Annotated in this window: 27 protein-coding genes; 14 read left to right on the top strand and 13 right to left on the bottom strand. The window is 63.2% G+C overall.

All coding sequences use genetic code 11. The features are described 5' to 3' along the window. Together NKH03_RS16090 and NKH03_RS16085 are read left to right on the top strand one after the other, a co-directional pair. Entirely contained in the window at nucleotides 1-1,449 is a 1,449-nt protein-coding gene (locus tag NKH03_RS16090) for an amidase (RefSeq protein ID WP_352969170.1), read from the top strand. Nucleotides 1,450-1,608: 159 nt separating this feature from the next. After that, complete coding sequence (locus NKH03_RS16085) at nucleotides 1,609-2,223, top strand: LysE family translocator (protein WP_352969168.1); 615 nt, start codon at nucleotides 1,609-1,611, stop codon at nucleotides 2,221-2,223. A 44-nt stretch (nucleotides 2,224-2,267) separates the two neighbouring features. Here the strand turns inward: NKH03_RS16085 and NKH03_RS16080 are convergent, their stop codons facing one another. Then, entirely contained in the window at nucleotides 2,268-3,209 is a 942-nt protein-coding gene (locus NKH03_RS16080) for a nucleoside hydrolase (RefSeq protein WP_352969166.1), read from the bottom strand. A gap of 315 nt (nucleotides 3,210-3,524) precedes the next feature. Here NKH03_RS16080 and NKH03_RS16075 point away from each other — a divergent pair, with 315 nt between their 5' ends. Then, nucleotides 3,525-3,950, top strand: coding sequence for an Hsp20 family protein (locus NKH03_RS16075; RefSeq protein ID WP_352869900.1), 426 nt, complete (start codon nucleotides 3,525-3,527; stop codon nucleotides 3,948-3,950). Nucleotides 3,951-4,015: 65 nt separating this feature from the next. Continuing rightward, a complete protein-coding gene (locus NKH03_RS16070; protein ID WP_352869902.1) occupies nucleotides 4,016-4,270 on the top strand; it encodes a BQ00720 family protein in 255 nt (84 codons plus the stop codon). A 124-nt stretch (nucleotides 4,271-4,394) separates the two neighbouring features. Here NKH03_RS16070 and ptsN read toward each other — a convergent pair whose 3' ends face one another. From ptsN to NKH03_RS16035, 7 genes are all read right to left on the bottom strand, one after another. Beyond that, entirely contained in the window at nucleotides 4,395-4,859 is a 465-nt protein-coding gene (gene ptsN / locus NKH03_RS16065) for a PTS IIA-like nitrogen regulatory protein PtsN (RefSeq protein ID WP_013529589.1), read from the bottom strand. An 81-nt stretch (nucleotides 4,860-4,940) separates the two neighbouring features. Further along, nucleotides 4,941-5,525: a ribosome hibernation-promoting factor, HPF/YfiA family gene (hpf, locus tag NKH03_RS16060; RefSeq protein WP_352869904.1), complete on the bottom strand. Its 585-nt coding sequence runs from the start codon at nucleotides 5,523-5,525 to the stop codon at nucleotides 4,941-4,943. Nucleotides 5,526-5,790: 265 nt separating this feature from the next. Next, entirely contained in the window at nucleotides 5,791-7,317 is a 1,527-nt protein-coding gene (rpoN, locus tag NKH03_RS16055) for an RNA polymerase factor sigma-54 (protein ID WP_352969164.1), read from the bottom strand. A gap of 200 nt (nucleotides 7,318-7,517) precedes the next feature. Further along, on the bottom strand, nucleotides 7,518-8,336 hold the full coding sequence (lptB, locus tag NKH03_RS16050) for an LPS export ABC transporter ATP-binding protein (RefSeq protein ID WP_352869908.1): 819 nt from the start codon (nucleotides 8,334-8,336) through the stop codon (nucleotides 7,518-7,520). Beyond that, nucleotides 8,336-8,920 (bottom strand): LptA/OstA family protein, encoded by a 585-nt coding sequence (locus NKH03_RS16045; protein WP_352969163.1) that lies wholly within the window; start codon nucleotides 8,918-8,920, stop codon nucleotides 8,336-8,338. The genes lptB and NKH03_RS16045 overlap by 1 nt, the downstream gene beginning before the upstream one ends. Further along, complete coding sequence (lptC, locus tag NKH03_RS16040; protein WP_352880770.1) at nucleotides 8,907-9,620, bottom strand: LPS export ABC transporter periplasmic protein LptC; 714 nt, start codon at nucleotides 9,618-9,620, stop codon at nucleotides 8,907-8,909. Before lptC ends, NKH03_RS16045 begins: the two co-directional genes overlap by 14 nt. Nucleotides 9,621-9,956: 336 nt before the next feature. Continuing rightward, on the bottom strand, nucleotides 9,957-10,151 hold the full coding sequence (locus NKH03_RS16035; protein WP_126070530.1) for a hypothetical protein: 195 nt from the start codon (nucleotides 10,149-10,151) through the stop codon (nucleotides 9,957-9,959). Nucleotides 10,152-10,319: 168 nt separating this feature from the next. On the opposite strand from NKH03_RS16035, the gene sppA reads away from it, so the two are divergent. The 4 genes from sppA (at nucleotide 10,320) to lhpI (ending at nucleotide 13,072) form a co-directional block, all read left to right on the top strand. Further along, entirely contained in the window at nucleotides 10,320-11,276 is a 957-nt protein-coding gene (sppA, locus tag NKH03_RS16030) for a signal peptide peptidase SppA (protein ID WP_352880768.1), read from the top strand. A gap of 81 nt (nucleotides 11,277-11,357) precedes the next feature. Beyond that, nucleotides 11,358-11,642: an integration host factor subunit beta gene (locus NKH03_RS16025; protein WP_006200394.1), complete on the top strand. Its 285-nt coding sequence runs from the start codon at nucleotides 11,358-11,360 to the stop codon at nucleotides 11,640-11,642. A gap of 58 nt (nucleotides 11,643-11,700) precedes the next feature. After that, nucleotides 11,701-12,069 carry a DUF1049 domain-containing protein gene (locus NKH03_RS16020; RefSeq protein ID WP_352880766.1) on the top strand — a complete coding sequence of 123 codons (369 nt, stop codon included), beginning with the start codon at nucleotides 11,701-11,703 and terminating at the stop codon, nucleotides 12,067-12,069. A gap of 37 nt (nucleotides 12,070-12,106) precedes the next feature. Next, the gene (gene lhpI / locus NKH03_RS16015; protein WP_352969161.1) at nucleotides 12,107-13,072 is read left to right on the top strand and encodes a bifunctional Delta(1)-pyrroline-2-carboxylate/Delta(1)-piperideine-2-carboxylate reductase; all 966 of its coding nucleotides are present in this window, start codon (nucleotides 12,107-12,109) and stop codon (nucleotides 13,070-13,072) included. Here lhpI and NKH03_RS16010 read toward each other — a convergent pair. The 3 genes from NKH03_RS16010 to NKH03_RS16000 all read right to left on the bottom strand — a co-directional run bounded on the left by NKH03_RS16010 (nucleotide 13,069) and on the right by NKH03_RS16000 (nucleotide 14,663). After that, on the bottom strand, nucleotides 13,069-13,506 hold the full coding sequence (locus NKH03_RS16010; protein ID WP_352880762.1) for an EVE domain-containing protein: 438 nt from the start codon (nucleotides 13,504-13,506) through the stop codon (nucleotides 13,069-13,071). The genes lhpI and NKH03_RS16010 overlap by 4 nt on opposite strands. Next, complete coding sequence (locus NKH03_RS16005; protein WP_352969159.1) at nucleotides 13,503-13,898, bottom strand: VOC family protein; 396 nt, start codon at nucleotides 13,896-13,898, stop codon at nucleotides 13,503-13,505. The genes NKH03_RS16010 and NKH03_RS16005 overlap by 4 nt, the downstream gene beginning before the upstream one ends. A gap of 75 nt (nucleotides 13,899-13,973) precedes the next feature. Beyond that, the gene (locus NKH03_RS16000) at nucleotides 13,974-14,663 is read right to left on the bottom strand and encodes a helix-turn-helix transcriptional regulator (RefSeq protein ID WP_352969157.1); all 690 of its coding nucleotides are present in this window, start codon (nucleotides 14,661-14,663) and stop codon (nucleotides 13,974-13,976) included. Between the two features lie 136 nt (nucleotides 14,664-14,799). Between NKH03_RS16000 and NKH03_RS15995 the strand changes: the two genes are divergently transcribed. From NKH03_RS15995 to olsB, 6 genes are all read left to right on the top strand, one after another. Further along, on the top strand, nucleotides 14,800-15,891 hold the full coding sequence (locus NKH03_RS15995) for an RsmD family RNA methyltransferase (RefSeq protein ID WP_352969155.1): 1,092 nt from the start codon (nucleotides 14,800-14,802) through the stop codon (nucleotides 15,889-15,891). After that, a complete protein-coding gene (locus NKH03_RS15990; protein ID WP_352969154.1) occupies nucleotides 15,892-16,749 on the top strand; it encodes a TrmH family RNA methyltransferase in 858 nt (285 codons plus the stop codon). 13 nt (nucleotides 16,750-16,762) lie between these two features. Beyond that, nucleotides 16,763-17,260, top strand: a complete 498-nt coding sequence (gene lspA, locus NKH03_RS15985; RefSeq protein WP_352869932.1) for a signal peptidase II — start codon at nucleotides 16,763-16,765, stop codon at nucleotides 17,258-17,260. 65 nt (nucleotides 17,261-17,325) lie between these two features. Next, nucleotides 17,326-18,315: an acrylyl-CoA reductase (NADPH) gene (gene acuI / locus NKH03_RS15980; protein ID WP_352880752.1), complete on the top strand. Its 990-nt coding sequence runs from the start codon at nucleotides 17,326-17,328 to the stop codon at nucleotides 18,313-18,315. A gap of 142 nt (nucleotides 18,316-18,457) precedes the next feature. After that, complete coding sequence (locus NKH03_RS15975) at nucleotides 18,458-20,737, top strand: response regulator (RefSeq protein WP_352969152.1); 2,280 nt, start codon at nucleotides 18,458-18,460, stop codon at nucleotides 20,735-20,737. A gap of 182 nt (nucleotides 20,738-20,919) precedes the next feature. Further along, nucleotides 20,920-21,795: a l-ornithine N(alpha)-acyltransferase gene (olsB, locus tag NKH03_RS15970; protein ID WP_352870044.1), complete on the top strand. Its 876-nt coding sequence runs from the start codon at nucleotides 20,920-20,922 to the stop codon at nucleotides 21,793-21,795. A gap of 78 nt (nucleotides 21,796-21,873) precedes the next feature. On the opposite strand, the gene NKH03_RS15965 is transcribed toward olsB, so the two are convergent. Then, nucleotides 21,874-22,506, bottom strand: coding sequence for a trimeric intracellular cation channel family protein (locus NKH03_RS15965; RefSeq protein ID WP_352969150.1), 633 nt, complete (start codon nucleotides 22,504-22,506; stop codon nucleotides 21,874-21,876). Nucleotides 22,507-22,627: 121 nt separating this feature from the next. After that, a complete protein-coding gene (grpE, locus tag NKH03_RS15960; protein WP_352869940.1) occupies nucleotides 22,628-23,263 on the bottom strand; it encodes a nucleotide exchange factor GrpE in 636 nt (211 codons plus the stop codon). Nucleotides 23,264-23,420 lie beyond the last annotated feature (157 nt).

The following is a 23,420-nucleotide window of genomic DNA, read 5'->3' as shown; positions in this document are numbered from 1 at the left end:
ATGCTGCGCCCTCGGACAAAGCATGCCGTGACGCCGGCCGGTGACATCTGCCGCCTGTCCGCTATCGAACTCGCTGACGCGATCCGCCGGAAGACACTTTCGGTACGCGAGGTGGTCACGGCATTCCTCGACCGCATCGAGGCGGTCAACCCGCTGGTCAACGCCATCGTCTCCTTGCGCGACCGCGGCGACATCCTGCGCGAAGCCGACGCGGCCGATGCCAATCCGGTGCGAGCGGAAGCCGGCCCCCTCTTCGGCCTGCCGATCGCCATCAAGGACCTCGCCTCGACCACAGGCATCAGGACCTCCTTCGGCTCGCCGATCTTCGCCGATTTCGTGCCCCCGGAAGACGATTTCTTCGTCGAGCGCATCCGCGACGCCGGCGCCATCATTATCGGCAAGACCAACGTCCCCGAATTCGGGCTTGGCTCCAACACCTACAACACCGTTTTCGGGCCGACGCTCAACGCCTTCGATCCGGCCCTGACAGCCGGCGGCTCGAGCGGCGGCGCGGCGGTGGCGCTGGCGCTCGACATGGTGCCGGTCGCCGATGGCAGCGACTTTGGCGGCTCGCTGCGCAACCCGGCCGCTTGGAACAATGTCTATGGCTTCCGCCCGTCACAGGGGCTTGTTCCCGGCGGACCGGATCTCGAGGTCTTTCATGCGCAGATGGGCGTCGACGGGCCGATGGGTCGCAATGTCGCCGACATGGCACTCCTGCTCGATGTGCAGGCGGGTTATCATCCGTACGCGCCATTGTCCTATGAGAAACCGGGTTCGTTCCTCGAAGGGCTTGCAACAAAAGCGACTGGCGGCCGCATCGCCTGGCTCAGTGACCTCGGCGGTCATTTGCCGGTTGAGACAGGTATTCTCGGCTTGTGCGAGGCAGCACTTGGCCGGTTCGCGGAGGCATCTTTCTTGACCGAACCCTTGCTGCCGGATTTCGATTTCGAAGCGCTCTGGCAGGCCTTCGTGACGCTGCGGCAGGCCAGCAGCGGCTGTGCGCTCAAGACCCACTATGACGACCCCGCGAAACGCCGCCTGCTCAAGCCGGAAGCCATCTGGGAAGTGGAGAACGCGATGCGGCTGACGGCGCCGCGGATCCGCGCCGCCTCGGTCATCCGCACGTCCTGGCATCGCACGCTGCTGTCGCTCTTCGACCGCTATGATCTCATCGCGCTGCCGACCGCGCAGGTCTTCCCCTTCGACGTAAGCACGCATTGGCCGCGCGAGATCGCCGGACGCGCGATGGACAGCTACCACCGCTGGATGCAGGTTTCCGCTTTCGCGACCTTGGGCGGCTGCCCGGCGGTCAACGTGCCGGTCGGCTTCGACGACAATGGTAGGCCGATGGGCATGCAGCTGATCGGCCGGCCGCGCGGCGACCTTGGCGTGCTGAAGGCGGCGGCGGCCTACGAGGCAACGCTGCCCTGGCAGGCCGGCGCCTGAGCAGCATCGCGGCGCTTCGCGCACCGGCTTGCACCGCCAGCGTTGCCATGCATTGATTATCCTCAGCTGCACCGCATCAGCGGCATTCCTAGAGCATGATCCCGAAAAGTGGGGACCGGTTTTCGGAAAAGATCATGCTCCAACAAAGAGGGAAAAATCATGTCGCTCGAACTCTACGCCGCCTATGTCCTCGCTTGCATCGTCATCATCCTGGTGCCCGGCCCGACGGTCACGCTGATCATCGCCAACAGCATCCGCCATGGCTCCCGCGCCGGTCTCGCCAATGTCGCCGGCACGCAGGCCGGGCTTGCCGTGATGATCGCCATCGTCGGCATCGGCCTCAACACGCTGATTTCGGGCATGGGCCACTGGTTCGAATGGGTGCGGCTTATCGGTGCCGCCTATCTGATCTGGATGGGCGTCCAGATGTTCCGTTCCAAGGGCACGCTGAACGCCGATGGAACCGCCAGGAAGCCGCGCGGCGGCTTCTTCCTGCAGGGCCTGCTGGTGGCGCTCAGCAACCCCAAGACGCTGATTTTCTTCGGCGCGTTCTTTCCGCAGTTCATTTCGCCGCAAGGCAACTACTCGCTGCAAATCGCCGCCATGGGCCTCACCGCCATGACCTTCGCGGCAATGTCGGATTCGACCTACGCGCTGGCCGCCGGCCGCGCCGGGCGCCTGCTGTCGGCCAGCCGCATCAAGCTTTTGTCGAGGATCAGCGGCAGCTTCATGGTCGGTGGCGGCCTGTGGCTGGCGTTTTCACGGTCGAAGTAGTTCGCCTTTGCCTTCTCCCCTTGTGGGAGAAGGCAAAGAGGGCCCTAAAGCCGCCCCAACCTCTCCACCAGCAGAGCGAAAAACCCGTCATGGTCGATGTCGCGCATCACCATGGCGTTCTTCGGCCGCTTGGTAACGCCCCACCAGTCGATAACGGTCATGCCCATGGTCAGTTCCGAGGCGGTTTCCACGATGACGTTGCAGTTGCGACCCTTGAAGAGTTCAGGCTTCAGCAGATAAGCGATGACGCAGGGGTCGTGCAGCGGCCCGCCGTCGGTGCCGTATTTCTCCTCGTCGAAACGCTCGAAGAATTCCAGCATCTCCGCGGTTGCGGTGCCGACCTTGGTGCCGAGCGCGCGGAAAGTCTGCGTGCGCTTGGCGGTGGTCAGCGCCTTGTGGGTGACGTCGAGTGGCATCATCACGATCGGAATGCCGGATTTGAGCACGACATCGGCGGCATGCGGATCGACATAGATGTTGAATTCGGCGGTCGGCGTGACGTTGCCGCCTTCGAAGAAGCCGCCCCCCATCAGCACGATTTCCTTGATGCGCGGTGCGATGCGCGGCTCGCGGATCAGCGCCAGCGCAATGTTGGTGAGCGGCCCGAGCGGGCAAAGCGTGATGGTGCCGCTTTCTTCCGTCATCAGCGTCTCGACGATGAAATCGACCGCGTACTGATCCTGCAGCTTCATCTTTGGTTCGGGCAATTGCGGCCCGTTGAGACCGGTCTTGCCATGCACTTCCTCGGCGGTGACCAGTTCGCGCATCAGGGGTCGGATGGCGCCGGCATAGACCTTGATGTCCGGGCGGCCAGCCAACTCGCAGATCTTGCGGGCATTCTTTTCGGTAAGCTTCAGCGGCACGTTGCCGGCAACGGCGGTGATGCCGACGATCTCCAACTCGGAGCTGCCGAGCGCCAGCAAAATGGCGACGGCATCATCCTGGCCGGGATCCGTGTCGATGATGATCTTGCGTGAATGGGGCATTTCAATTCCTTGTTTGGCGAGGCCATGGACTTGAACGAATCTGACCGAAACATCCAAATGACGCCGAAGCGGCCGCGAGCTGCCATGTTGAACCGCTCGACCTGGGAAGACGATCCCGGCCTGCGCGCTTCTCGTTGCATCTGCTCGCCGTTTCAAGCGCCATGCCGATCATTCCTGTGAGTCCACGATCTGGTCTTTTTGGGCGGGTCTATTGACGGCTTGAACTTGGTCGCGGGGCGGACCATATCAAGACCATCGGGAAAAATGCCATCTGGGTTTTTCCACTTTATGTCGCTCTTGAGAGGACAGTGTAACATGAGCCGAATGACGCCCTTTTCCAGCCCGCTTCTCCTTGGTTTCGACGCCATGGAAAAGACCTTGGAACGCCTGGCGAAATCCGGTGACAGCTACCCTCCCTACAACATCGAACGCCTCAGCGGCGCCGACGGCAACACCGAAAGGTTGCGCATCACATTGGCGGTCGCCGGTTTCGCCGAAAGCGATCTCGATGTCACCACGGAGGAAAACCAGCTGGTCGTGCGCGGTCGTCAGACCGACGACACCGAGCGCGAATTTCTTCATCGCGGCATCGCCGCGCGCCAGTTCCAGCGCTGTTTCGTGCTGGCCGACGGCATGCGGGTGATCGCGGCGGAACTGAAGAACGGCCTTTTGTCGATCGATCTCGATCGGCCGGAGTCCGAACGGCTGGTACGGAAAATAAACATATCGGTGAAAGACTGATCTTTACCGATGGCTCTCATGCGGGATGGCCTTGAGCGGCGTCCTCGCGCCAAGGAGGCTTTGAAATGACCAGAACTGAAACTATCACCATGACCAATGGCGAATTCGCTCATCTCGGCGAGGGCTCGGTCGCTTACCTCAGAAAGGTCTCGAGCGACGAATTGCTCGGCCGTTTCCCCAACCTCGGCGAAATCGCGCCCGGCATGGAACTGTGGGCGCTGTTTGCCGCCAACGGCCAGCCGATCCTGCTTTCGGACGCGCGTGACCGCGCACTGGCTGGCGCCATGGAAAACGACCTGATCACGGTCGCCATTCACTAAGAGCAATTCCAGGAAAAGTGTGAAACGGTTTTCCGCCCGGAATTGCGTCGCTCTAAGAATAATACCCTTTTGAAACGACCAGGGCCGCCCGTGGCGGCCCTTGCGACGGTCTCGTCCTGAAAATTCAGGCCGCGTGCGAGGCCTGGGTGTCCGACAAAAGCGCGTGAATTGCCGCGGCGTCGCGCGTGCCCCTGATCTTGGCCACCGTGTCGGCATCGCGCAACACCCGCGCGATGCGCGACAGGGCCTTGAGGTGGTCGGCGCCAGCCCCTTCCGGCGCCAGCAGCAGAAACACCAGATCGACCGGCTGATCGTCCAGGGATTCGAAATCGACCGGCGTCTCCAGCCGGGCGAAAACCCCGGCGATGCGCTTCACGCCGGCCAGCTTGCCGTGCGGAATGGCGATGCCGTTGCCGACGCCGGTCGAGCCCAGCCGCTCACGCTGCAGGATGGTGTCGAACACCTCCCGTTCCGGAATGCCGGAAATCGCCGCTGCCCGTTCGGACAGCAGTTGCAGCAGCTGCTTCTTCGAGTTCGCCTTCAACGCCGGCAATATTGCCGGAACGTTGATAAGATCGCTCAGATCCATGCTTGAAATCCCTTGTTCGCCTGCCGTCACCGGTCCCCACCCCTCGTGCGGCCGGTTCTTATCCCAGTGCGACGGTGGTCGTCACGCTTGTGCGACCTTGGTCGTGAACGGGTCGATCCAGCCGATGTTTCCGTCGGGCCGGCGATAGACGATGTTGAGATGGTCGTTTCCGGCATTGCGGAAGACGAAGACCGGGCTGTCCTTGTTGTCGAGCTCGATGACCGCCGACGCCACCGACATGGTCTTCAGCGTCATGGTCGATTCGGCGACGATGGCCGGTGCGAAATTCTCCGGAATATCCTCGTCGTCGTCCGCAAGCGGCGCCATCACCGTGTAGGCAATGTCGGTCAGCTCGCCATTCGCGGCACCCGAACTGTGCGACTTCAGCCGCCGCTTGTAGCGCCTGAGGCGGGTCTCCAGACGATCCGCCGCGGCCTCGAAGGCCAATGTCGGATCCTGGGCATCGCCGGTAGCCTGCAGAGAAGCGCCGGAATCCAGCCGGATCATGCAATCCGCCGAATAGCGCGAGCCCGATTTGATGACCGTGACGTGTCCGGCAAAGCCGCGATCGAAATATTTGCCGATCGCCTCGCCGACACGGTCATTGATGCGTGTGCGAAACGCATCGCCGATATCCATGTGTTTTCCCGATATGCGCAGATTCATCTGAAAACTGACCTTCCTTGCTCAGGCTTCAAACTGGCCCGAGTTTATACTCGTGATCCGTGCGCACAAGCTTTGCGGCGTCACTTGCGCCGATTTTAAATCCGAACTTTCCGGTTGATCACAAGCCGCCTTTTGACCGTCCCGAGGCCAACGTCGTGACGGACCATCCGCATGCAGGCATCTAGCCCGTCTCATGCGGGCGGGCTTCTAGCCACTTCACCGCGGCTTGTCAATGAAGTGCTGGCCTGTGGAAAATCGAACCGCGTCAGCGCCCGGCGCTGGCCATTGCCCGTTTCTCGCGCCGGCGCTGCACCGAGGAGGGAATATTCATGCCTTCCCGGTACTTGGCGACCGTGCGCCTAGCAATGTCGACGCCACTCTCCCGCAACATGTCGACGATCGCATCGTCGGAAAGCACGTCGGCGGGTTTTTCCTCATCGATCAATTGCTTGATGCGATCGCGCACGGCTTCCGAGGAATGCGCATCGCCGCCGCCCGACGCCGCGATCGAGGCGGTGAAGAAGTAACGCAGTTCGAACACGCCGCGCGGCGTCAGCATGTATTTGTTAGCGGTCACCCGGCTGACCGTCGATTCGTGCATGCCGATGGCATCGGCCACCGTGCGCAGGTTGAGCGGCTTCAGCTGGCGCACGCCATGGACGAGGAAAGCATCCTGCTGGCGAACGATTTCCGAGGCGACCTTGAGGATCGTCTTTGCCCGCTGGTCGAGGCTGCGCGTCAACCAGTTGGCGTTTTGCAGGCATTCGGTCAGGAAATCCTTTTCCGCCTGGTTCTTCGTCTGCGGCGAGACCTGGGCGAAATAGATATGGTCGACCAGCACGCGCGGCAGCGTTTCAGCATTGAGTTCGACCGTCCAACTGCCGTCACTGGCCGCACGCACCTCGACATCGGCAACGATCGCGTCGCTGGCGCCACCCGAAAACGCCATACCAGGCCGGGGATCGAGCGCCCGGATCTCGGCCAGCATGTCGAGCAGATCCTCCTCGTCGACGCCGCAGATCCGCTTCAGCGCGTGGAAATCACGCCGCGCCAGGAGTTCGAGATTGGCGATCAGCGCCTTCATCGCGGGATCGAGCCGGTCCCGCATGGCAAGCTGCAGCGACAGGCACTCGGCAAGGTCACGGGCAAACAAGCCGGCCGGCTCGAAGGCCTGGCACACCGCCAGCACCTTTCGTACCACGGCAATGTCGGTGCCGAGACGGGCGGCGATCTCGGCGATGTCGGCGCGCAAATAGCCGGTCTCGTCGAGGCCGTCGGCAAGGTCGGCGGCGATCAGCCTGGTGGCCGGATCGGCGAAGGCAAGCGCGACCTGTTCGCTGACATGGTCGCGCAGCGTGATCGCTGCGGCCGCCATGTCGCCCGCGTCAAAACCCTCGGATGAGGAACCGGCACCATTGCCGGAAGCCGATTTCCATTGCGCCGTCAGGTCGGGGCCGAGCCGCTCGCTGGTGCCCGGGTCGTCGGGAAACAGGTTTTCCAGCGATGTGTCGAGCTTGTCCGAGATCGCCTCGGCGCTCCACTGCGTCTCGTTTTCGAACCAGTCGCCTTCAGCGGTGGCTTGCGGCTCCGCCTCGATCTTCTGCGCTTGATCGCTGACGGCATCGTCCTGCGGCTCGGCGCGCTCCAGCAGCGGGTTGCGCTCGATCTCCTCGTCGATGAAATGCTCGAGCTCGTGATGGGTGAACTGCAGCAGCCGAATCGACTGCATCAGCTGCGGCGTCATCACCAGCGACTGCGATTGTCGTAGCTGTAGTTTTGCCGCCAACGCCATGGTTTGGTTTCAAACGCCTCGTCTACGCATCCGGACTTCCGGAGAACAATTTTTGCAGCCGGTCATAGAAACTGGCCCGGCTTTTGCTTGTCAAGGCAATTGCTAGCAAAACCCACTTACCGGAGCGTTATCGCGGAGCAAAATCGAGGAAAAAGAGCTCCGCGAGCGCAAAAAATCGTGTCAGGAAACAAATTTCACGCTCAGAGCGTAAAACCCTCGCCGAGGTAAAGCCGCCGTACATCGGCGTTTGCCACCACTTCGTCGGCCCGGCCATGGGTCAGCACCTGGCCGGCATGAATGATATAGGCGCGGTCGATCAGGCCAAGCGTTTCGCGCACATTGTGATCGGTGATAAGCACGCCGATGCCGCGCGCTGTCAGGTGGCGTACCAATTGCTGGATATCGGCGACGGCGATCGGATCGATGCCGGCAAAAGGCTCGTCGAGCAGCATGTAGGCCGGACGGGTCGCCAGCGCACGCGCGATTTCCAGACGCCGCCGCTCGCCGCCGGAGAGCGACATGGACGGCGACTTGCGCAGATGGCTGATGTGGAATTCCTCGAGCAACTCGTCGAGATTGCGCTCGCGCACTTTGCGGTCTTTTTCGACCACTTCCAGCACGGCGCGGATGTTCTGCTCGACATTGAGGCCGCGGAAGATCGAGGCCTCTTGCGGCAGATAGCCGATGCCGAGGCGCGCACGGCGGTACATCGGCATCGAGGTCACGTCGAAGCCATCGATCTCGATCGTGCCTTCATCCACAGGCACCAGGCCCGTGACCATGTAGAAACAGGTCGTCTTGCCGGCGCCATTGGGGCCAAGCAACCCGACAGCCTCGCCGGCACGCACGCCGATGGTGACGCCGCTGACGACCTTGCGGCCCTTGTAGCTCTTGGTCAGACCCTTGGCGATCAGGGTTCCCTTGAACTTTCCCGCATCGACGGTCACCGTGGCCGGCGCCGAAAGCTTGCCGGCGGCCCGTCCCGGAAGACGCGCCGTCAGCGACGACAGGCTGGCCATCAGGGGTTCGTCGCTCCCGATTTCGGCGGCGGGGTGATCGACATCTGGACGCGTTGCCCAGCGCATGGATCAACCTGGGCCAGCCCACTTTTCATCTGCACGGTCAGCTTGCAGCCAACCAGGACGTTGTCGTTTTGCGACAGAACGACCTTTTTGCCCGAAAGCACCAGAACCTGGCTCTTCATATCGAAGCTGCCTTGATCGCCGGTCGCGACCTGCGCATCCGATTTGATGTAGACCTTGTCGGAAATCTCCAGGTGGTCGATGTTGGCCGAACCGGTCATCGCCGCCGCGCCAGCCGCTTCCGTGCCCTTGGCGCCGGCGTTGGGATCCTTGACGTAGTAGACCATCATCTTGCCGGCCTTCATCAATGTCGGCCCCTGGACGACGCTGACATTGCCGGTGAAGATGGCGAGGCTGTCGGCCTGACGGACTTCCAGCTTGTCGCTTTCGATCTGGATCGGCTTGTCGCCGGACAATTTGAGGCCTGATTGGCTGGTGGTCTGCGCCAATGACGGCACCAGCCCGAGCAGCAGCAACGCTGAAGTTGCAGCCGCGAGCCGCGTCGAACTACTGAGCCGCATTGGTTTCTCCGCTGTTTCCCTCTGCCGTCTTCAAGGCGGCGGAATCGATGTTGACGCGCACTTTGTTCTCGAAGACCAGAATCCTGCCATTGTCCTGGACCGACATCGTATCCGCTGTGATCCGCGATCCGCCCCGGCTGACATCGACGGGATCTCCCGTCTTCATAGTGCCTTTGCCCATGTCGAGGAAGACCGATTTGAACTTGGCCTGCATGCCGTCGGTTGTGGTGATCGTCACGTCGCTGGTCAGGTTCATCGTATTGCCGTCGCGATCATAGGTGCCACGCGAGGCCTTGATCGCCGCCACATTGTCGGGCGCGACCGGCACCTTGGCGTCGATGCCTTCCAGTTCGATGATGCCTTGCGTGCCGACATCCTGGATGGCCCGCAGGGCCGTCATCGAATAGGGCTGCTTTTGCTTGGTGAACCCGTTGAGCTTGGGATTGGCCATCACCAGCTTGCCGTTGGAAAAGGCCGTGCCTTCCGCCTGGACCGAGACGGAGACGGGCGCGGCGAGATAGGAATAGACCGGGAAAGCGATGGCGATCAGTGCCGCGGCCACAGGCACGGCAAATTTGAGAACGCGCACGCGGCGCGAATGGCGCTGCGCGCGGTCGAAAGCGTCGCCACGCGTCCGGCCATCCGCCGGGGGAACCAACTCCATCTCGGCGTTGGTCGGTTCAGTCGGTCGCGCTAACATTCATTGCTTTCTTCTAAACCCCCTGCCCACCCCGGAGCACCGCCTATAGGTGGGACGCCGGCGCCTTCAAGCAAGCACAAGCCCACGAAAACCGCAAAAATGTGACAGCCGCTCTTGTACAGATGAAAACGAGATCCGCACAACCGCACGTTCTCCATAGCAGAAACAGAGACTCGGCGTAAGATTTATCAGTTGTCTGTCTCGCCGCCCGACCTCGCGGTGATTGCGCAAATACGCCAAGGGAGATGTCGAATGCCCCGCCTGGCCGGCCCGGTCGATCGTGCGGCGTTGCCGATCGCGTCGGCGAGGCGCTTTTGCCCTTAGATCCGGTCGGCGTCAGGCCACCTTCCGCTGTATGAGACCAACCAGAACGGTGCGCATTCCCGAATATGATGGGCTGCCAATTTTCACTTCCCAATCAGTGTTGCGTTTCCGAGGGTGCTTCGCGTTACGCAACGCTTCGCGGAATGTGTTCGGGTCGACGCCGACAGTTCGAGCCATATCTTCGGCGGTTGTGTGTTTGGCGATCATGACGTCTCCTATGCCTTTTTCCGGTATATAGGGCGTTTGCACAACTCGGCCAAAGGATTAGGCGTTTCCGCAAATTTCAAACTGAGACACTGCCGGGAAAGAGAATTGCTTCCCGATAGGAGGATCATGGTCTAAAAGCGTCTCCTCCCGCCGACTGAAAGGCTGACCATGGCACTGAGAGCCGACGACCTGATCGACCGCCGCCGCTTGCGGCGCAAGCTGACATTCTGGCGCGTTGCCGCGATCGGCATCGTAGCCCTCGGGGTGATTGCGCTTTCAGCCTGGTTCTATCGCGACGATTTCGGCGGCTCGGTGGTCGACCATATCGCCAAGGTCAAGATCGAAGGCACGATCACCGAGGACGAGGAACTGATCAAGCGACTGGAAACCATTCGCCTGTCGTCGAAGGTGAAAGGCGTGATCCTGTCGATCGATTCGCCTGGCGGCACCACGGTCGGCGGTGAATCGATCTATGACGAGGTGCGCAAGCTGGCCGCCGACAAGCCTGTCGTGGCCGAGGTCGGCACGCTCGCCGCATCGGCGGGCTATATGATCGCCAGTGCCGCCGATCATATCGTTGCCCGCAAGACCTCGATCGTCGGCTCGATCGGCGTCCTGATTCAGTATCCCGACGTCAGCGGCCTGATGGACAAGCTCGGCGTCAAACTGGAGGAAGTGAAATCCTCGCCGCTGAAAGCCGCGCCCTCCCCCTTCAAGCCGACCAATGACGACGAGCGCGCCATGGTCCGCAAGCTCATCCTCGACAGCTACGACTGGTTCGTCGGCATCGTTGCCGAGCGCCGCAAGATGACCCGCGAACAAGCGCTGGCGCTTGCCGACGGCTCGATCTTCACCGGTCGCCAGGGTGTCGCCAACGGACTGATCGACGCCGTCGGCGGAGAGACCGAAGCGGTCAACTGGCTGGCGACCAAGGGCGTCGACGCCAAACTTGAGGTCGTCGAATGGAAGGACACCGAACGGCGCGGCGGCTTCCTGTTCTCCAAAGCGATGGCGCAAACGATCGGCAGCGCGCTCGGCCTGCCGGCCTCCAGCGGCGACATCATCCATGATCTCGGCGCCGACCGCTTGTTTCTTGACGGTCTCGTTTCCGTCTGGCACCCTTGAGATGCGTTTGGGGCAAGTGAAAAAAGCAAATAAAATCATCCTCATAATTTTGACCGCACTGCTTTCACGGGGATCCGTCTCATGATCAAGTCCGAACTTGTGCAGATTATCGCCACGCGCAATCCGCATCTTTTCCTGCGCGACGTCGAAAACATCGTCGGCGCGATCTTCGATGAAATCACCGACGCCCTTGCCGAAGGCAACCGGGTCGAACTGCGCGGCTTCGGCGCTTTTTCGGTGAAAAACCGTCCCGCCCGCACCGGCCGCAATCCGCGCACCGGCGAATCCGTCGAGGTCGAGGAGAAATGGGTGCCGTTCTTCAAGACCGGCAAGGAACTGCGTGAAAGGCTGAACGGCGGCAAGTAGGCGCGGGCGTCAGCGCCAGACGGCCTCTCGGAGAGGCCAGCTTCCGACGGAAAACATCATGTTCAATCGCTTCTTGCTCATCGTGATCTTCGTGCCCTTGGCGATCATCCTGATCGCACTCGCCGTTGCCAACCGTGAACTGGTCGCCTTCACGCTGGACCCGTTCAACCCCGGCAATCCCAAGCTGACACTGACTTTGCCGCTGTTCATCTTCCTGTTCCTGGCGCTCGCCATCGGCATGATCGTCGGCAGCCTGGCAACCTGGGTCAAGCAGGGCCGCTACCGCAAGCTGGCGCGCCAGCGCGGCGTCGAGGCCGAGAACCTGCGCCAGGCGGTCAGCCGCGCGCCGGCGGCACCGCAAGGCCCTGTCCAAGGATCGGCCCAAGGGTCTGCCCAGGGGTCTGCATTGCCGAAGCCGACCGCTTGAACCGCCCGTCGGCGGTTTTGTCCCCACGGAGTTTTTCATGCTGACCATTTCGGCCCCAGAGGTCGACCATGCGCTGACCTTTCCCGGACTGGTCGAGACGCTGCGCACGGCGTTTCGCGACGGCGCGGTGCAGCCGGTCAGGCACCATCATACGATCGAGCGGCCCGATGGCGCGGCCTCCACCCTGCTCTTGATGCCGGCCTGGACCGATCTCAACGCGGCAGGCACATCGGCCGGTGGTCACGTCGGCGTCAAGATCGTCACTGTCTCGCCCGACAACAACGCCATCGGCAAGCCCGCGGTGATGGGGCTCTACCTCCTGCTCAATGGCGCCACCGGTGAACCCGAAGCCTTGATCGACGGCCAGCGCCTGACCCAGTGGCGCACCGCCTGCGCTTCGGCGCTGGCAGCTTCCTATCTCGCCCGCGACGATGCCTCGCGGCTGCTGGTGGTCGGCGCCGGCGCGCTGTCGCCGTTCCTCGCCAAGGCGCACTCAGCCGTACGGCCGATCAAGTCCATCCGCATCTGGAACCGCACCCCGGCCAATGCCGAGAAAGTCGCGGCCGATCTGCGTGCCGAAGGCTTCGCGGCCAGCGCCGCGACCGATCTCGATGCCGAGCTTGGGCAGGCCGACATCGTCTCCTCGGCGACGATCACGACGACACCATTGATCAAGGGCGCTTTGTTGCGGCCGGGAACCCATATCGACCTGGTCGGCGGCTTTACGCCCACGATGCGCGAAAGCGATGACGACGCGATCGCGATCGCCCGCGTCTATGTCGACACCCGCGCCGGCGCCACCAAGGAAGCCGGCGACATCGTCCAGCCGCTGGCCTCCGGCGTCCTGAAGCCGGAAGCCATCGTCGCCGATCTGCACGAATTGGCGCGTGGCCAAAAGAAGGGCCGCGAAAGCGCCGGTGAGATCACGCTGTTCAAGTCGGTCGGCGCCGCGCTCGAGGATCTTGCCGCCGGCATTGCGGTCTATAACGCGCTCAAGACCTAGTTCACCGGTATAGGCATTTTGGCGCCCATTGCCTCGGCGATGACACGAAAATCGTGATCCCCGATTTCGAAGAGGCCAAAGCGAAGTTGATAGCCCCAGTTCGGCTTGCCGGCCGTGAAATCCAGCCTGTCGAGCAACGGCTTGATCGGGATTTCCTCGGCCTTCGCCCATTCGACATCGCGACGGAATGGCGTGAAGCCGCCGCCCATATCACCCTGATAGGGTTCGCCTGCCCGCACCGTGCCGATGGCCGTGAAGGCCTGTAGGCCATCTTTCTCGCCCAAAATGGTGGTCGGCGAATAATAGGTGATGCCATCGCCGGGCCTGACGCGGCGCAGCGGTGCCGCCTTGCCGTGGTTGACCTGCATGAAGCCGCTCTGCCGGCCGCGCCGGACATGTTCGGCCGAGGCTACCGCGATCCAGTACGCACTCATTTCTGTTCCCCATTGGCCTGTTCCCCATCGGACAGCCAGTAGACGCGCAGGCGATGATTATCGGGATCGAGCGCGACGAAGGTGCGGCCGAAATCCATGTCGGTCGGCGTCTGCAGGATTGTCAGCCCGCGCCCGGACCAGTCGGCATGGGCGGCATCGACCGCATCGCGCGTATCCAGCGCAAAGACGATTTCGGCGCCGCCACCTGCCGCGGCCGCTGCCGGCTCGACCGTATGGCGCGACCAGAGGCCGAGCTTGAAACCAGCATCCAGAACGAAAAGCACGAAGGTCGGTGAGCTTTCGACTGGTTCGCGACCGAACAGCGCACTGTAGAAGGCGCCGCTCCGCCGCGGCTGGTCGACATAGAGGATAACGAAATTCGGGGTGGCCATGTCTTGCTCTCCAAGGTTCAGCGTTTCGACCTGGCGAACATAGGATAGGCTACTGTCAGATTCTGGCAGTAGCCGTCACGAACCGCGCGGCTTGTCGAGCGTCGCCCGCCATTCCTTCAGCAGCGCCTGGCGTCGGCGCGGATAGCGCGCATCGGCGGCCTTGAGCTCGGCGATGCGATCGGCGCGAAAATGCCGGAAATCCTGGCGCATCTCGCACCACGCCACCACCACCCGCACCTTGTCGAAGAAGCCGAGCGCGAACGGCCAGACCACGCGCTCGGACGCGGCGCCGCCCGCGTCACGGTAGAGAAAGCCGAGCTTGCGCTCGTTGCGGATGGCCTGCCGCACCAAACCGAGATCGATGCCCTCGATGGCCGCGGCGGGCGGCCCGACCAGCAGCGTGCTCGCGTCGAGATCCTCGCGCAGATCGTCCGGCAGCACGGCGGCGATCTTGGCCAGCGCGTTGGCGGCGGCGGCCGAGAGACGCTGGTCCGGCTGCTTGGCGACCCAGCGCGAGCCAAGCACGATGGCCTCGATCTCCTCGTCGCTGAACATCAGCGGCGGCAGCATGAAGCCGGGCTTGAGCACATAGCCCAACCCCGCCTCACCCTCGATCGGCGCGCCCTGGCCCTGCAGCGTCGCGATGTCGCGGTAGAGCGTGCGGATCGAAATCCCGAGCTCATCGGCCAGAGCCTGCCCGCTCACCGGCCGGCGGTGCCGACGCAGCGTCTGGATCAGGTCGAGCAGGCGTTCGGAGCGGGACATCCAGCAGATTTGCCCGTTTCTTTGACATTGGTCCATCGCTGGCCGACATAAACCGGCAAGGCCGGCGAGTCGGACTTGGTTGCGAAGCCGGTTGCCCTATGTCAAAAGCGGCCACGCCGCTCGGAGTTGCCCCCGCTTGAAGTCTTTTCGCGACAAACGCCGCGACAACCGTCCGCATCCATCCGCGAAGGGTGCGGCGGACCTGTCACGTCCGCGTACCGGCCAGGTTCCTGCCAGGCCGGAAGCGCAGCCGCGCGAGCGACAGGAGGCGAAGGTGGACAACCGTTCCGAGACGAAATCCGCGCCCCGCGTCCTTGCCCGCCGCGACGGCGACCTGCCCATCGAGCATCTTCCCGTGATCCTCGAAGTGGCGCCGAATGCCGATTATGCGCTGCTCGACAGCGGCGCCGGCCAGAAACTCGAACAATACGGCCCCTACCGGATCGTGCGGCCCGAGGGCCAGGCGATCTGGCAAAAGGCGCTGCCGGCAAAAGACTGGGAGCGCGCCGACGCCGTCTTCACCGGTGATACCGACGAGGAAGGCATCGGCCGCTGGCGTTTCCCTAAGGTGCCGCTCGGCGAGACCTGGCCGATGAAGCATGACGGCATCGACTATCTCGGCCGTTTCACCTCGTTTCGCCATGTCGGCGTCTTTCCCGAGCAGGCCTCCCACTGGGACCATATGGCCGGGCTGATCGCCGCGGCGAAGCGACCGGTCAAGGTGCTGAACCTGTTTGGCTATACCGGCCTCGCCTCGCTGGTCGCGGCCCGCGCCGGCGCCGAGGTCACCCACGTCGATGCCTCGAAGAAGGCGATCGGGTGGGCCCGCGAGAACCAGGAGATGGCTGGCCTCGGCAGCAAGCCGATCCGCTGGATCGTCGACGACGCGGTAAAATTCGCCGAGCGCGAGGAGCGCCGCGGCAGCCGCTACGACATCATCCTGTTCGACCCGCCGGCCTATGGCCGTGGCCCCAAGGGCGAAGTCTGGCAATTGTTCGAGGACCTGCCTGATCTGACCGACCTTTGCCGCGCGATCCTGACGCCGAAACCGCTCGCCGTGGTGCTGACCGCCTATTCGATCCGCGCCTCCTTCTTCGCCATCCATGCCTTGATGCGCGACACCTTTGCCGGCATGGGCGGCAAGGTCGAATCGGGTGAGCTGATCATCCGCGAAAAGTCCGCCGGCCGGGCGCTTTCGACCTCGCTGTTTTCGCGTTGGGTGGCCTGAATGAACGAGCGGCACGCAGGCGCACCCGGGCAGGTGAAGGAAGTCACCAGCCTCGCCAATCCGCTGGTCAAGGACATCAAGGCGCTCGCCCAGAAGAAATTCCGCGACCAGCAGAACGCCTTCATGGCCGAGGGACTGAAACTGGTCATCGATGCGCTCGATCTCGGCTGGCAGATCAGAACATTGGTTTTCGCCAAGGCCGGGCGTGGCAACGCGGCGGTGGAGAAGGTCGCCGCACGCACGGTTGCCGCCGGCGGCATGGTGCTCGAAGTGTCGGAAAAGGTGCTCGTCGCCATCACCCGCCGCGACAATCCGCAAATGGTGGTCGGCATCTTTTCACAAAAATTCCTGGCCCTGAAGGATGTCCGCGCCGACAATGGCGATGTCTGGGTGGCGCTCGACCGGGTGCGCGATCCCGGCAATCTCGGCACCGTCATCCGCACCGTCGATGCCGTCGGCGCCAAGGGCGTCATCCTGGTCGGCGACACCACAGATCCTTTTTCCGTGGAGACGGTGCGCGCCACCATGGGTTCGATCTTTGCCGTGCCGGTGGCCAAGGCAACCACCGAGGCTTTCCTCGCTTGGCGAGGTGGCTTCTCAGGCCTCGTCGCCGGCACCCACCTGAAAGGCGCCGTCGACTACCGCTCGGTCGATTTTTCCCGCGGGCCCGTGCTGCTGATGATGGGCAACGAGCAGCAGGGGCTGCCCGAAAGCCTGGCCGCGAGTTGCGACAGGCTGCTCAGGATTCCGCAAGCGGGCCGCGCCGATTCTCTCAACCTGGCCGTTGCGACCGGCATCATGCTGTTCGAGATCCGGCGCGGCGCGCTGAAGCTCGAACCAATCGTGGACCAGCAATGAAGGTTGCCCACCCGTGAGATCATGGTCTCCCTACGCGTTGCTCGTCGTCGCGGCCATAGCGCTCGACCAGTGGATAAAACACCTGGTCGAGACCGGTCTCGCCTTTCAGGAAAAGCTCGATCTGGTGCCTTTCCTGGCGCTGTTTCGCACCTACAACACCGGCATCGCCTTCTCGATGTTCTCGTCCTTCGGCGACACCGGGCTGATCGTCATTTCGCTTGCGGTCGTTGCGTTCGTGCTGTTCCTGGCGACGCGGATAGCGCCGTCCCAGATCCTTGCCCGCGCCGGCTTTGCGCTGATCGTCGGCGGCGCGCTCGGCAATCTGATCGACCGCGCCGTCTACGGCCATGTCATCGACTACATCCTCTTCCACACGCCGGTCTGGTCCTTCGCCGTCTTCAATCTTGCCGACGCCTTCATCTCTGTGGGCGCGGCATTGGTCGTCTTGGACGAACTGTTCGGCTGGCGGCGCGAGCCCAGGTCTTCAAACGCCAAGCCTTCCAAAGATTGACCCCGTGCGGCCGGCGCCGCACAGTTCATGTCGCCAAACAGATCGCGGAGAAAGAGGAGAAAGAGATGCCAGAAACCTTCAAAGCCATCCTCGTTTCGCGCGACGCCGAGAAAAAGCAGGCGGTAGCCGTGACCGATCTCACCGAAGCCGACCTGATGGAAGGCGATGTCACCATCGCGGTCGAGGCAACGACGGTGAACTACAAGGATGGCCTGGCGATCACAGGCAAGGCGCCGGTGATCCGCCGCTGGCCGCTGGTGCCGGGCATCGATTTCGCCGGCACCGTCATCTCGTCCTCCCATTCCGACTGGCGCGCCGGAGACAAGGTCATCCTGAACGGCTGGGGCGTCGGCGAAACCCATTTCGGTGCCTATGCCGGCCGCGCCCGTGTCAAGGGCGACTGGCTGGTGCCTCTGCCGCAAGGCATCAGCCCGCATGACGCGATGGCCGTCGGCACCGCCGGCTACACCGCCATGCTCTGCGTCATGGCGCTGGAGCGGCACGGCATCCTGCCCGATCGCGGCCCGGTGGTGGTGACGGGGGCGGCCGGCGGCGTCGGCTCGGTCGCGGTCTCGATCCTGTCCAGCCTCGGTTACCATGTCATTGCTTCCACCGGTCGCAACGCCGAAAGCCCCTATTTGATCAACCTTGGCGCCGCCGAAGTGATATCGCGCGACGAGCTTGCCCAGCCGGCCAAGCCGCTGGCCAAGGAGCGCTGGGCCGGTGGCATCGACGCCGTCGGCAGCCACACGCTGGCCAATGTGCTGTCGATGACATCCTATGGCGGCGCGGTCGCCGCCTGCGGCCTGGCCGGCGGTATGGACCTGCCGGCCAGCGTCGCTCCCTTCATCCTGCGTGGTGTGTCGCTGCTCGGCATCGATTCGGTGATGGCGCCGAAGGCGGTCCGCCTCGAAGCATGGCGACGTATCGGCACCGACCTCGATCTGAAGAAGCTCGCCAGCCTGTCCAGGACCATCGGATTCGACGGCATCATCGATGCCGCGCGCGACATCGTCGACGGCAAGATACGCGGCCGCGTCGTCGTGGACATGTGAACCCGCTCGACTGCCGGAGAAGGCGGGCGGAATTGCCGCGCACGATGGCAAATCCGTCGCGGCCACGGCAAAAGCGCCCATCCGCTAAAATTCGAACGATCCGCCGCAATTTTCCATAATCTCTGTCTGGCAAGGATTTCGCATGATCGCGGAATCCGGCAGCCAGAAGGCGGACACTGGCGACGACGTGGACGCCACGTCGACGCGGCGCTTTGTCGCCGCGCCGCCATTGGTGCCCGAGCCCGAGCCCGCCAGGCGCGAAGGGCTTCCGTTCCTGGCCTTCGTCGCCATCATCGTGCTGGCAGGCCTGGCGCACCTGACCGGGGCACCGGTCTTCATCAGCATCGCATTGCTGGCAACCGGCCTTGCCGGCCTTGCCATGCATCTGCGCGCCATGCGGAGCGAGCACCGCACCGCGGCCCTTCTTGACGAAACCACTGCCCGCAGCCGCGCCGAGATCGAGACGCTGGCCGATCGCATGTGGGAAATGCAGGAGAGCGATGAGCGCTTTCGCGGCCTGATCGATGCGCTCGGCGACCTCGTCATTCACCGCAACCGCGACGGCTACATCGTCTATGCCAACAAGGTTTTCGCCGATCTCGTCGAAACCGATCAGCGCGACCTTGCCGGCAAGACCCTGGCGGAACTCGGCATCGAGGTCGGCATCGTTCCCGATGCCGCCTTTTCCGACCATGAATGCCTGAGTTCCACCGATGTCGCCATCAATACGCCTAGCGGCCCGCGTTGGTTCTCGTGGATCGAACTGTCGGTGCGTGACAAGGACACCGGCGCCGTTTCGCATCGCGCCATCGCCCGCGATATCACCGCCCGCAAACGCGCCGAATCCTCGCTGATCACCGCACGCGAACGAGCCGAGTACGCCAGCCAGGCCAAATCGCGTTTCCTCGCCACCGTCAGCCATGAAATTCGCACGCCGATGAACGGCATCATGGGCATGGCCAGGCTACTGGCCGACACCAGCCTGTCGCCGGAACAGCAGACCTATGTCGGCGCCGTCTCAACCTCGGCCAGCGCATTGCTTGCCCTGATCGAGGATCTGCTCGACTACTCCAAGATCGAAGCCGGGCGCTTCGACCCGGAGCCGCAGCCGATGTCGGTGCGCGAGATCGCCGACAACATCGTCGAATTGCTGGCCGCGCGCGCCTTCGCCAAGGATATCGGGCTGGGCTGCCATGTCGAACCCGACGTGCCGCAATTGATCACCGCCGATCCGGGCAAGGTCAGGCAGGTGCTGCTCAACCTTATCGGCAACGCCATCAAGTTCACCGACAGCGGCGGCGTGCTGGTGAGCATTGCGCGAGCGCGCACCGAAACCACCGACCGCATATGCTTCACCATCGCCGATACCGGTTCGGGCCTGCATGATGAGGACCTGGACCGTATTTTCGAGGAGTTCGAGCAAGCCGACGGCACGTCGACGCGTACGCATGGCGGGGCCGGCCTCGGCCTTGCCATCTCCAAACGCCTGGTGGCCGCCATGGGCGGCACGATCTCGGTATCCAGCCGGCTCGGCCAGGGATCCGAGTTCGTCTTCGAGATCCCGGCGATAGCGGCCACAGAAGCGCCGCAGGGCCGGCAGAACGCACTCTCTGGCAGGCGCGCGGTGATCCTGTCGAAAAACGCCGTCGAGGCCGACGCCATCGCCCGCACCATCCGCGCCAATGGCGGCACGGTCGACATCGCCACCACCGCCGCGCAGGCCGCGCCCTTCGCCGCTGGCTGTGATGCGCTTCTGATCGATGCGGCCATGGAAGAAAGCGACGGCAGGTTGCTCAAGCGCCTGCGCCAGAGCGGTTTTTCCGACTGCGAGGCCATCACGCTGATCGCGCCGACCGATCGCGGCATGCTTGGCGAGTTCCGCGCCGGCGGCTACGCGACCTTCCTGGCCAGGCCGGTACGTGGCGGAACGCTTCTGCGTGTGTTGTTGAGCAGCCATGCTCCCAGCCTCGTCCAGCCGCAGCCGGAAAAGCGTGGCGCGCCGGCGCTTCGCGCCGTCGGCAACCGCCAGCGCGGCCTGTCGGTGCTGATCGCCGAGGACAATGACATCAATGCCATGCTGGCCCGCGCCACGCTGCTGAAGGCCGGGCATCGCGTCAAGGTGGTCGGCAACGGCAAGGCCGCCGTCGAGGCTGTCACCGGCGCCGGGCACAACCATCGCTTCGACGTGGTTTTGATGGATTTGCACATGCCGGTCATGGATGGACTGGACGCGATTGCCGCCATCCGCCGCCATGAGGAAGAAACCGCCGTGCCGCCGGTGCCGATCATGGTGCTGTCGGCCGACAGCCAGGAAAAGACCCGCCATGCGGTGTTGGCTCATGGCGCCAGCGGCTTTGTCACCAAGCCGCTCGACCCCGAGGCGCTGGTCAATGCCGTCGAGGGACAGGTCGTCGCGGCCTGAGTTTTCCACCCGCCCATTTCAGGCCGCGCGCTCACGTAAAGGAGCCGGTTGATCCTATTCGCCAGCCGACGAAGTATTGCCCACGACGTCGTATCACGGTACTGTCACAATCCTGTTGCACCTACACCGTATCCCCGTGCCAAGAGGGATGGCTCGAAGGAGAATCACTCGTGCATACAGTTATGCCGGAATGTGACACTCGGCCGAACGCCAGCAGCGCCTTGCTTGCCGGATGTAAAGTCGATTCCGTCATAAAGGGCGCGGCACTGGGCCGTATAGGCAATCTTGAAGTGCGGCTCGCTCGCAACGAGGCCGAGATCGCGGCCGCGCAGGAAGTGCGCTACCGGGTGTTCTACGACGAACTTGGCGCCAGGAAGGATCTGTTCCAGGCCCACGACCGCCGTGATGCCGACCGCTTCGACCCGCTCTGCGACCATCTGCTGGTTTTGGACACGACGCTTTCCGGCCCCGAACATCGCCGCATCGTCGGCACCTATCGGTTGCTGCGGCAAGAAATCGCGGCCACGGCCGGAGGGTTCTATTCCGAAGGTGAATTCGAGCTAACCAAGCTCATCGCCCGTCACCCCGGCCAGCGCTTTCTCGAACTGGGCCGCTCCTGCGTTTTGCCGGAATACCGCTCGAAGCGCACCATCGAGGCGCTGTGGCAAGGCATCTGGGCTTACATCAACCACTACGAAATCGGTGTGATGACCGGTTGCGCTTCCTTCCACGGCACGGTGCCGGCGGCGCATGCCGAGGCACTCACCTACCTCGCCCACCACTGCCGGACGAATTCGGCCTGGGATGTGCGCGCGGTGTCCGGGCGTTACTGCTCGATGGACCTGATGCCGATCGAGGCGGTCAACACCAAGGCGGCGATCGCGGCGATGCCGCCCTTGGTCAAGGGTTATCTGCGCGTTGGCGCGCGCATCGGCGATGGCTGCGTCATCGACCGCGAATTCTCGACGGTCGACGTCTTCGTCGTCATGCCGGTCAAGGAAATCGGCGCCCGCTACGTCAATTATTATGGCGGGGAAGCTCAACGCTTCGCTGCGTAAAGTGGTGAATGGTGAATGGTGGGAGTTACACCCCGTTCTAATTGCCATTCACTATTTACCATTCACCATTCACTTCTCTCACGGAATATCTTCCGGCCGCCGGCCGGGCCGGCTTTTGTAGGACGGAAACGACCAGCCGAATTTGAGTGCGCCGCCACGCACAAGGAACGCCGCCGCAAAACCGGCGAGGTCCGAGGCGAGCGGCGGCAGTCCGGCAAGATCGCCAAGTGTATAGAGGCCGGCACCCGCAAGGGCTGCCGTGACGTAGATTTCGGGCCTGAGCAGCACCGATGGCTCGCCGGCCAGGAGATCGCGCAGAATGCCGCCGGAAGTGGCGGTGAGCACGCCGGTGATGACGGAGACGACAGGTGAACCGGTAATCGCCAGTCCCTTGGCGGCGCCCATCACCGAAAAGGCGGCGAGCCCAATGGCGTCAAGCCAGAGCAGCCATTTCCAGCGCGATTCGACACGATGCGCGCTGAAGAAGACCAGCACCGCAACCACGGCGCAGATCAGCACATAGCTGGAGTTGGCGACCCAGAAAACCGGCAGGTTGAGGATGACGTCGCGAAGCGTGCCGCCGCCTATTCCGGTGACGCTGGCCAGGAACAGGAAACCGATAATGTCGAGTTGCTTGCGCGAAGCCGCAAGCGCCCCGGTCGCGGCGAAGACGGCGACACCGGCATAGTCGAGAAGCGCGATGAGGTTCATGGGCGTGAGGCAGTAGGAACTAGGAATTAGGCAGTATGAATAGCACGAAGCCGCTCGATTGATACGACTGCCCCAGTTTCCCTATTGCCTACTGCCTACTGCCTATTCCCTATTCCCTACCTCACGCATCCTTCTCGGCCTGTTCGTTCACCGGCCCCGGCTCGACCGGCGCTTCAGCGGCGGCTAGCTTCGGGCCGCCCTTGGCGACGCCGACCATGGCCGGGCGCAGCACCCGATCGCCGATCGAATAGCCCGGCTGCACGACTTGGACCACGGTGTTGGCCGGAACATCCGGATTGGGCACTTCGAACATCGCCTGATGGAAATTGGGATCGAACTTCTCGCCTTCAGGCGCGAGCTTCTTGACCCCGTGCCGTTCCAGCGCCGACAGCATGGCGCGCTCGGTCAAGTCGACGCCTTCGATCAACGCCTTGAAGCCGGCGTCACCCGACGCCTTGGCCTCGGCCGGAATCGCGTCCAGCGCACGGCGCAGATTGTCCGACACCGACAGCATGTCGCGAGCGAAATTCGCGACCGCGTAGGTACGCGCGTCGTGCATGTCGCGCGCCGTGCGGCGACGCAGGTTTTCCATTTCGGCCGCCACGCGCAGCGCGCGGTCCTTCAATTCTTCATTTTCCTTCAGCAGCCGCACAAGGGCTTCATAGTCGCCGTTGACGCTGCCTTCCGTGCGCTCGGCATTGGCCTCGGTCGCCTCGACTTCATCGGGCGCGCGTTCGTCTTTTGCCTGGTCGCTCATCGCCGTTTCCCGTCAATCTCGAATGATGTGGATTTTGAGCCCGATATCGAGGTTTGGCGGCCAAAAATCAAGGGGTAAGCGATTGTGAAGGCTGTCGACCAAGGCCGGACAACGACGGCAGGCATTTCGATTTTAATTCAAATTTTACCCTAACCGG

The organism is Mesorhizobium sp. M1406 (genome assembly GCF_040317555.1).
Classification (GTDB): Bacteria; Pseudomonadota; Alphaproteobacteria; order Rhizobiales; family Rhizobiaceae; genus Mesorhizobium.
This window is presented reverse-complemented; position numbering and strand designations above follow the sequence as displayed.

Excerpts from the sequence above, each read along its gene's own strand:
- acuI (WP_352880752.1), top strand. The coding sequence starts at position 17,326 with ATGCCAGAAACCTTCAAAGCCATCCTCGTTTCGCGCGACGCCGAGAAA.
- grpE (WP_352869940.1), bottom strand. The coding sequence starts at position 23,263 with ATGAGCGACCAGGCAAAAGACGAACGCGCGCCCGATGAAGTCGAGGCG.
- NKH03_RS15990 (WP_352969154.1), top strand. The coding sequence starts at position 15,892 with ATGAACGAGCGGCACGCAGGCGCACCCGGGCAGGTGAAGGAAGTCACC.
- hpf (WP_352869904.1), bottom strand. The coding sequence starts at position 5,525 with ATGAATCTGCGCATATCGGGAAAACACATGGATATCGGCGATGCGTTT.
- NKH03_RS16035 (WP_126070530.1), bottom strand. The coding sequence starts at position 10,151 with ATGATCGCCAAACACACAACCGCCGAAGATATGGCTCGAACTGTCGGC.
- sppA (WP_352880768.1), top strand. The coding sequence starts at position 10,320 with ATGGCACTGAGAGCCGACGACCTGATCGACCGCCGCCGCTTGCGGCGC.
- NKH03_RS16075 (WP_352869900.1), top strand. The coding sequence starts at position 3,525 with ATGAGCCGAATGACGCCCTTTTCCAGCCCGCTTCTCCTTGGTTTCGAC.
- NKH03_RS15965 (WP_352969150.1), bottom strand. The coding sequence starts at position 22,506 with ATGAACCTCATCGCGCTTCTCGACTATGCCGGTGTCGCCGTCTTCGCC.
- olsB (WP_352870044.1), top strand. The coding sequence starts at position 20,920 with ATGCCGGAATGTGACACTCGGCCGAACGCCAGCAGCGCCTTGCTTGCC.
- NKH03_RS16045 (WP_352969163.1), bottom strand. The coding sequence starts at position 8,920 with ATGCGGCTCAGTAGTTCGACGCGGCTCGCGGCTGCAACTTCAGCGTTG.
- NKH03_RS16025 (WP_006200394.1), top strand. The coding sequence starts at position 11,358 with ATGATCAAGTCCGAACTTGTGCAGATTATCGCCACGCGCAATCCGCAT.
- NKH03_RS16090 (WP_352969170.1), top strand. The coding sequence starts at position 1 with ATGCTGCGCCCTCGGACAAAGCATGCCGTGACGCCGGCCGGTGACATC.
- NKH03_RS16070 (WP_352869902.1), top strand. The coding sequence starts at position 4,016 with ATGACCAGAACTGAAACTATCACCATGACCAATGGCGAATTCGCTCAT.
- NKH03_RS16020 (WP_352880766.1), top strand. The coding sequence starts at position 11,701 with ATGTTCAATCGCTTCTTGCTCATCGTGATCTTCGTGCCCTTGGCGATC.
- NKH03_RS15975 (WP_352969152.1), top strand. The coding sequence starts at position 18,458 with ATGATCGCGGAATCCGGCAGCCAGAAGGCGGACACTGGCGACGACGTG.
- NKH03_RS16005 (WP_352969159.1), bottom strand. The coding sequence starts at position 13,898 with ATGGCCACCCCGAATTTCGTTATCCTCTATGTCGACCAGCCGCGGCGG.
- NKH03_RS16010 (WP_352880762.1), bottom strand. The coding sequence starts at position 13,506 with ATGAGTGCGTACTGGATCGCGGTAGCCTCGGCCGAACATGTCCGGCGC.
- ptsN (WP_013529589.1), bottom strand. The coding sequence starts at position 4,859 with ATGGATCTGAGCGATCTTATCAACGTTCCGGCAATATTGCCGGCGTTG.
- lhpI (WP_352969161.1), top strand. The coding sequence starts at position 12,107 with ATGCTGACCATTTCGGCCCCAGAGGTCGACCATGCGCTGACCTTTCCC.
- NKH03_RS16085 (WP_352969168.1), top strand. The coding sequence starts at position 1,609 with ATGTCGCTCGAACTCTACGCCGCCTATGTCCTCGCTTGCATCGTCATC.
- NKH03_RS16080 (WP_352969166.1), bottom strand. The coding sequence starts at position 3,209 with ATGCCCCATTCACGCAAGATCATCATCGACACGGATCCCGGCCAGGAT.
- rpoN (WP_352969164.1), bottom strand. The coding sequence starts at position 7,317 with ATGGCGTTGGCGGCAAAACTACAGCTACGACAATCGCAGTCGCTGGTG.
- lptC (WP_352880770.1), bottom strand. The coding sequence starts at position 9,620 with ATGTTAGCGCGACCGACTGAACCGACCAACGCCGAGATGGAGTTGGTT.
- NKH03_RS16000 (WP_352969157.1), bottom strand. The coding sequence starts at position 14,663 with ATGTCCCGCTCCGAACGCCTGCTCGACCTGATCCAGACGCTGCGTCGG.
- lptB (WP_352869908.1), bottom strand. The coding sequence starts at position 8,336 with ATGGCCAGCCTGTCGTCGCTGACGGCGCGTCTTCCGGGACGGGCCGCC.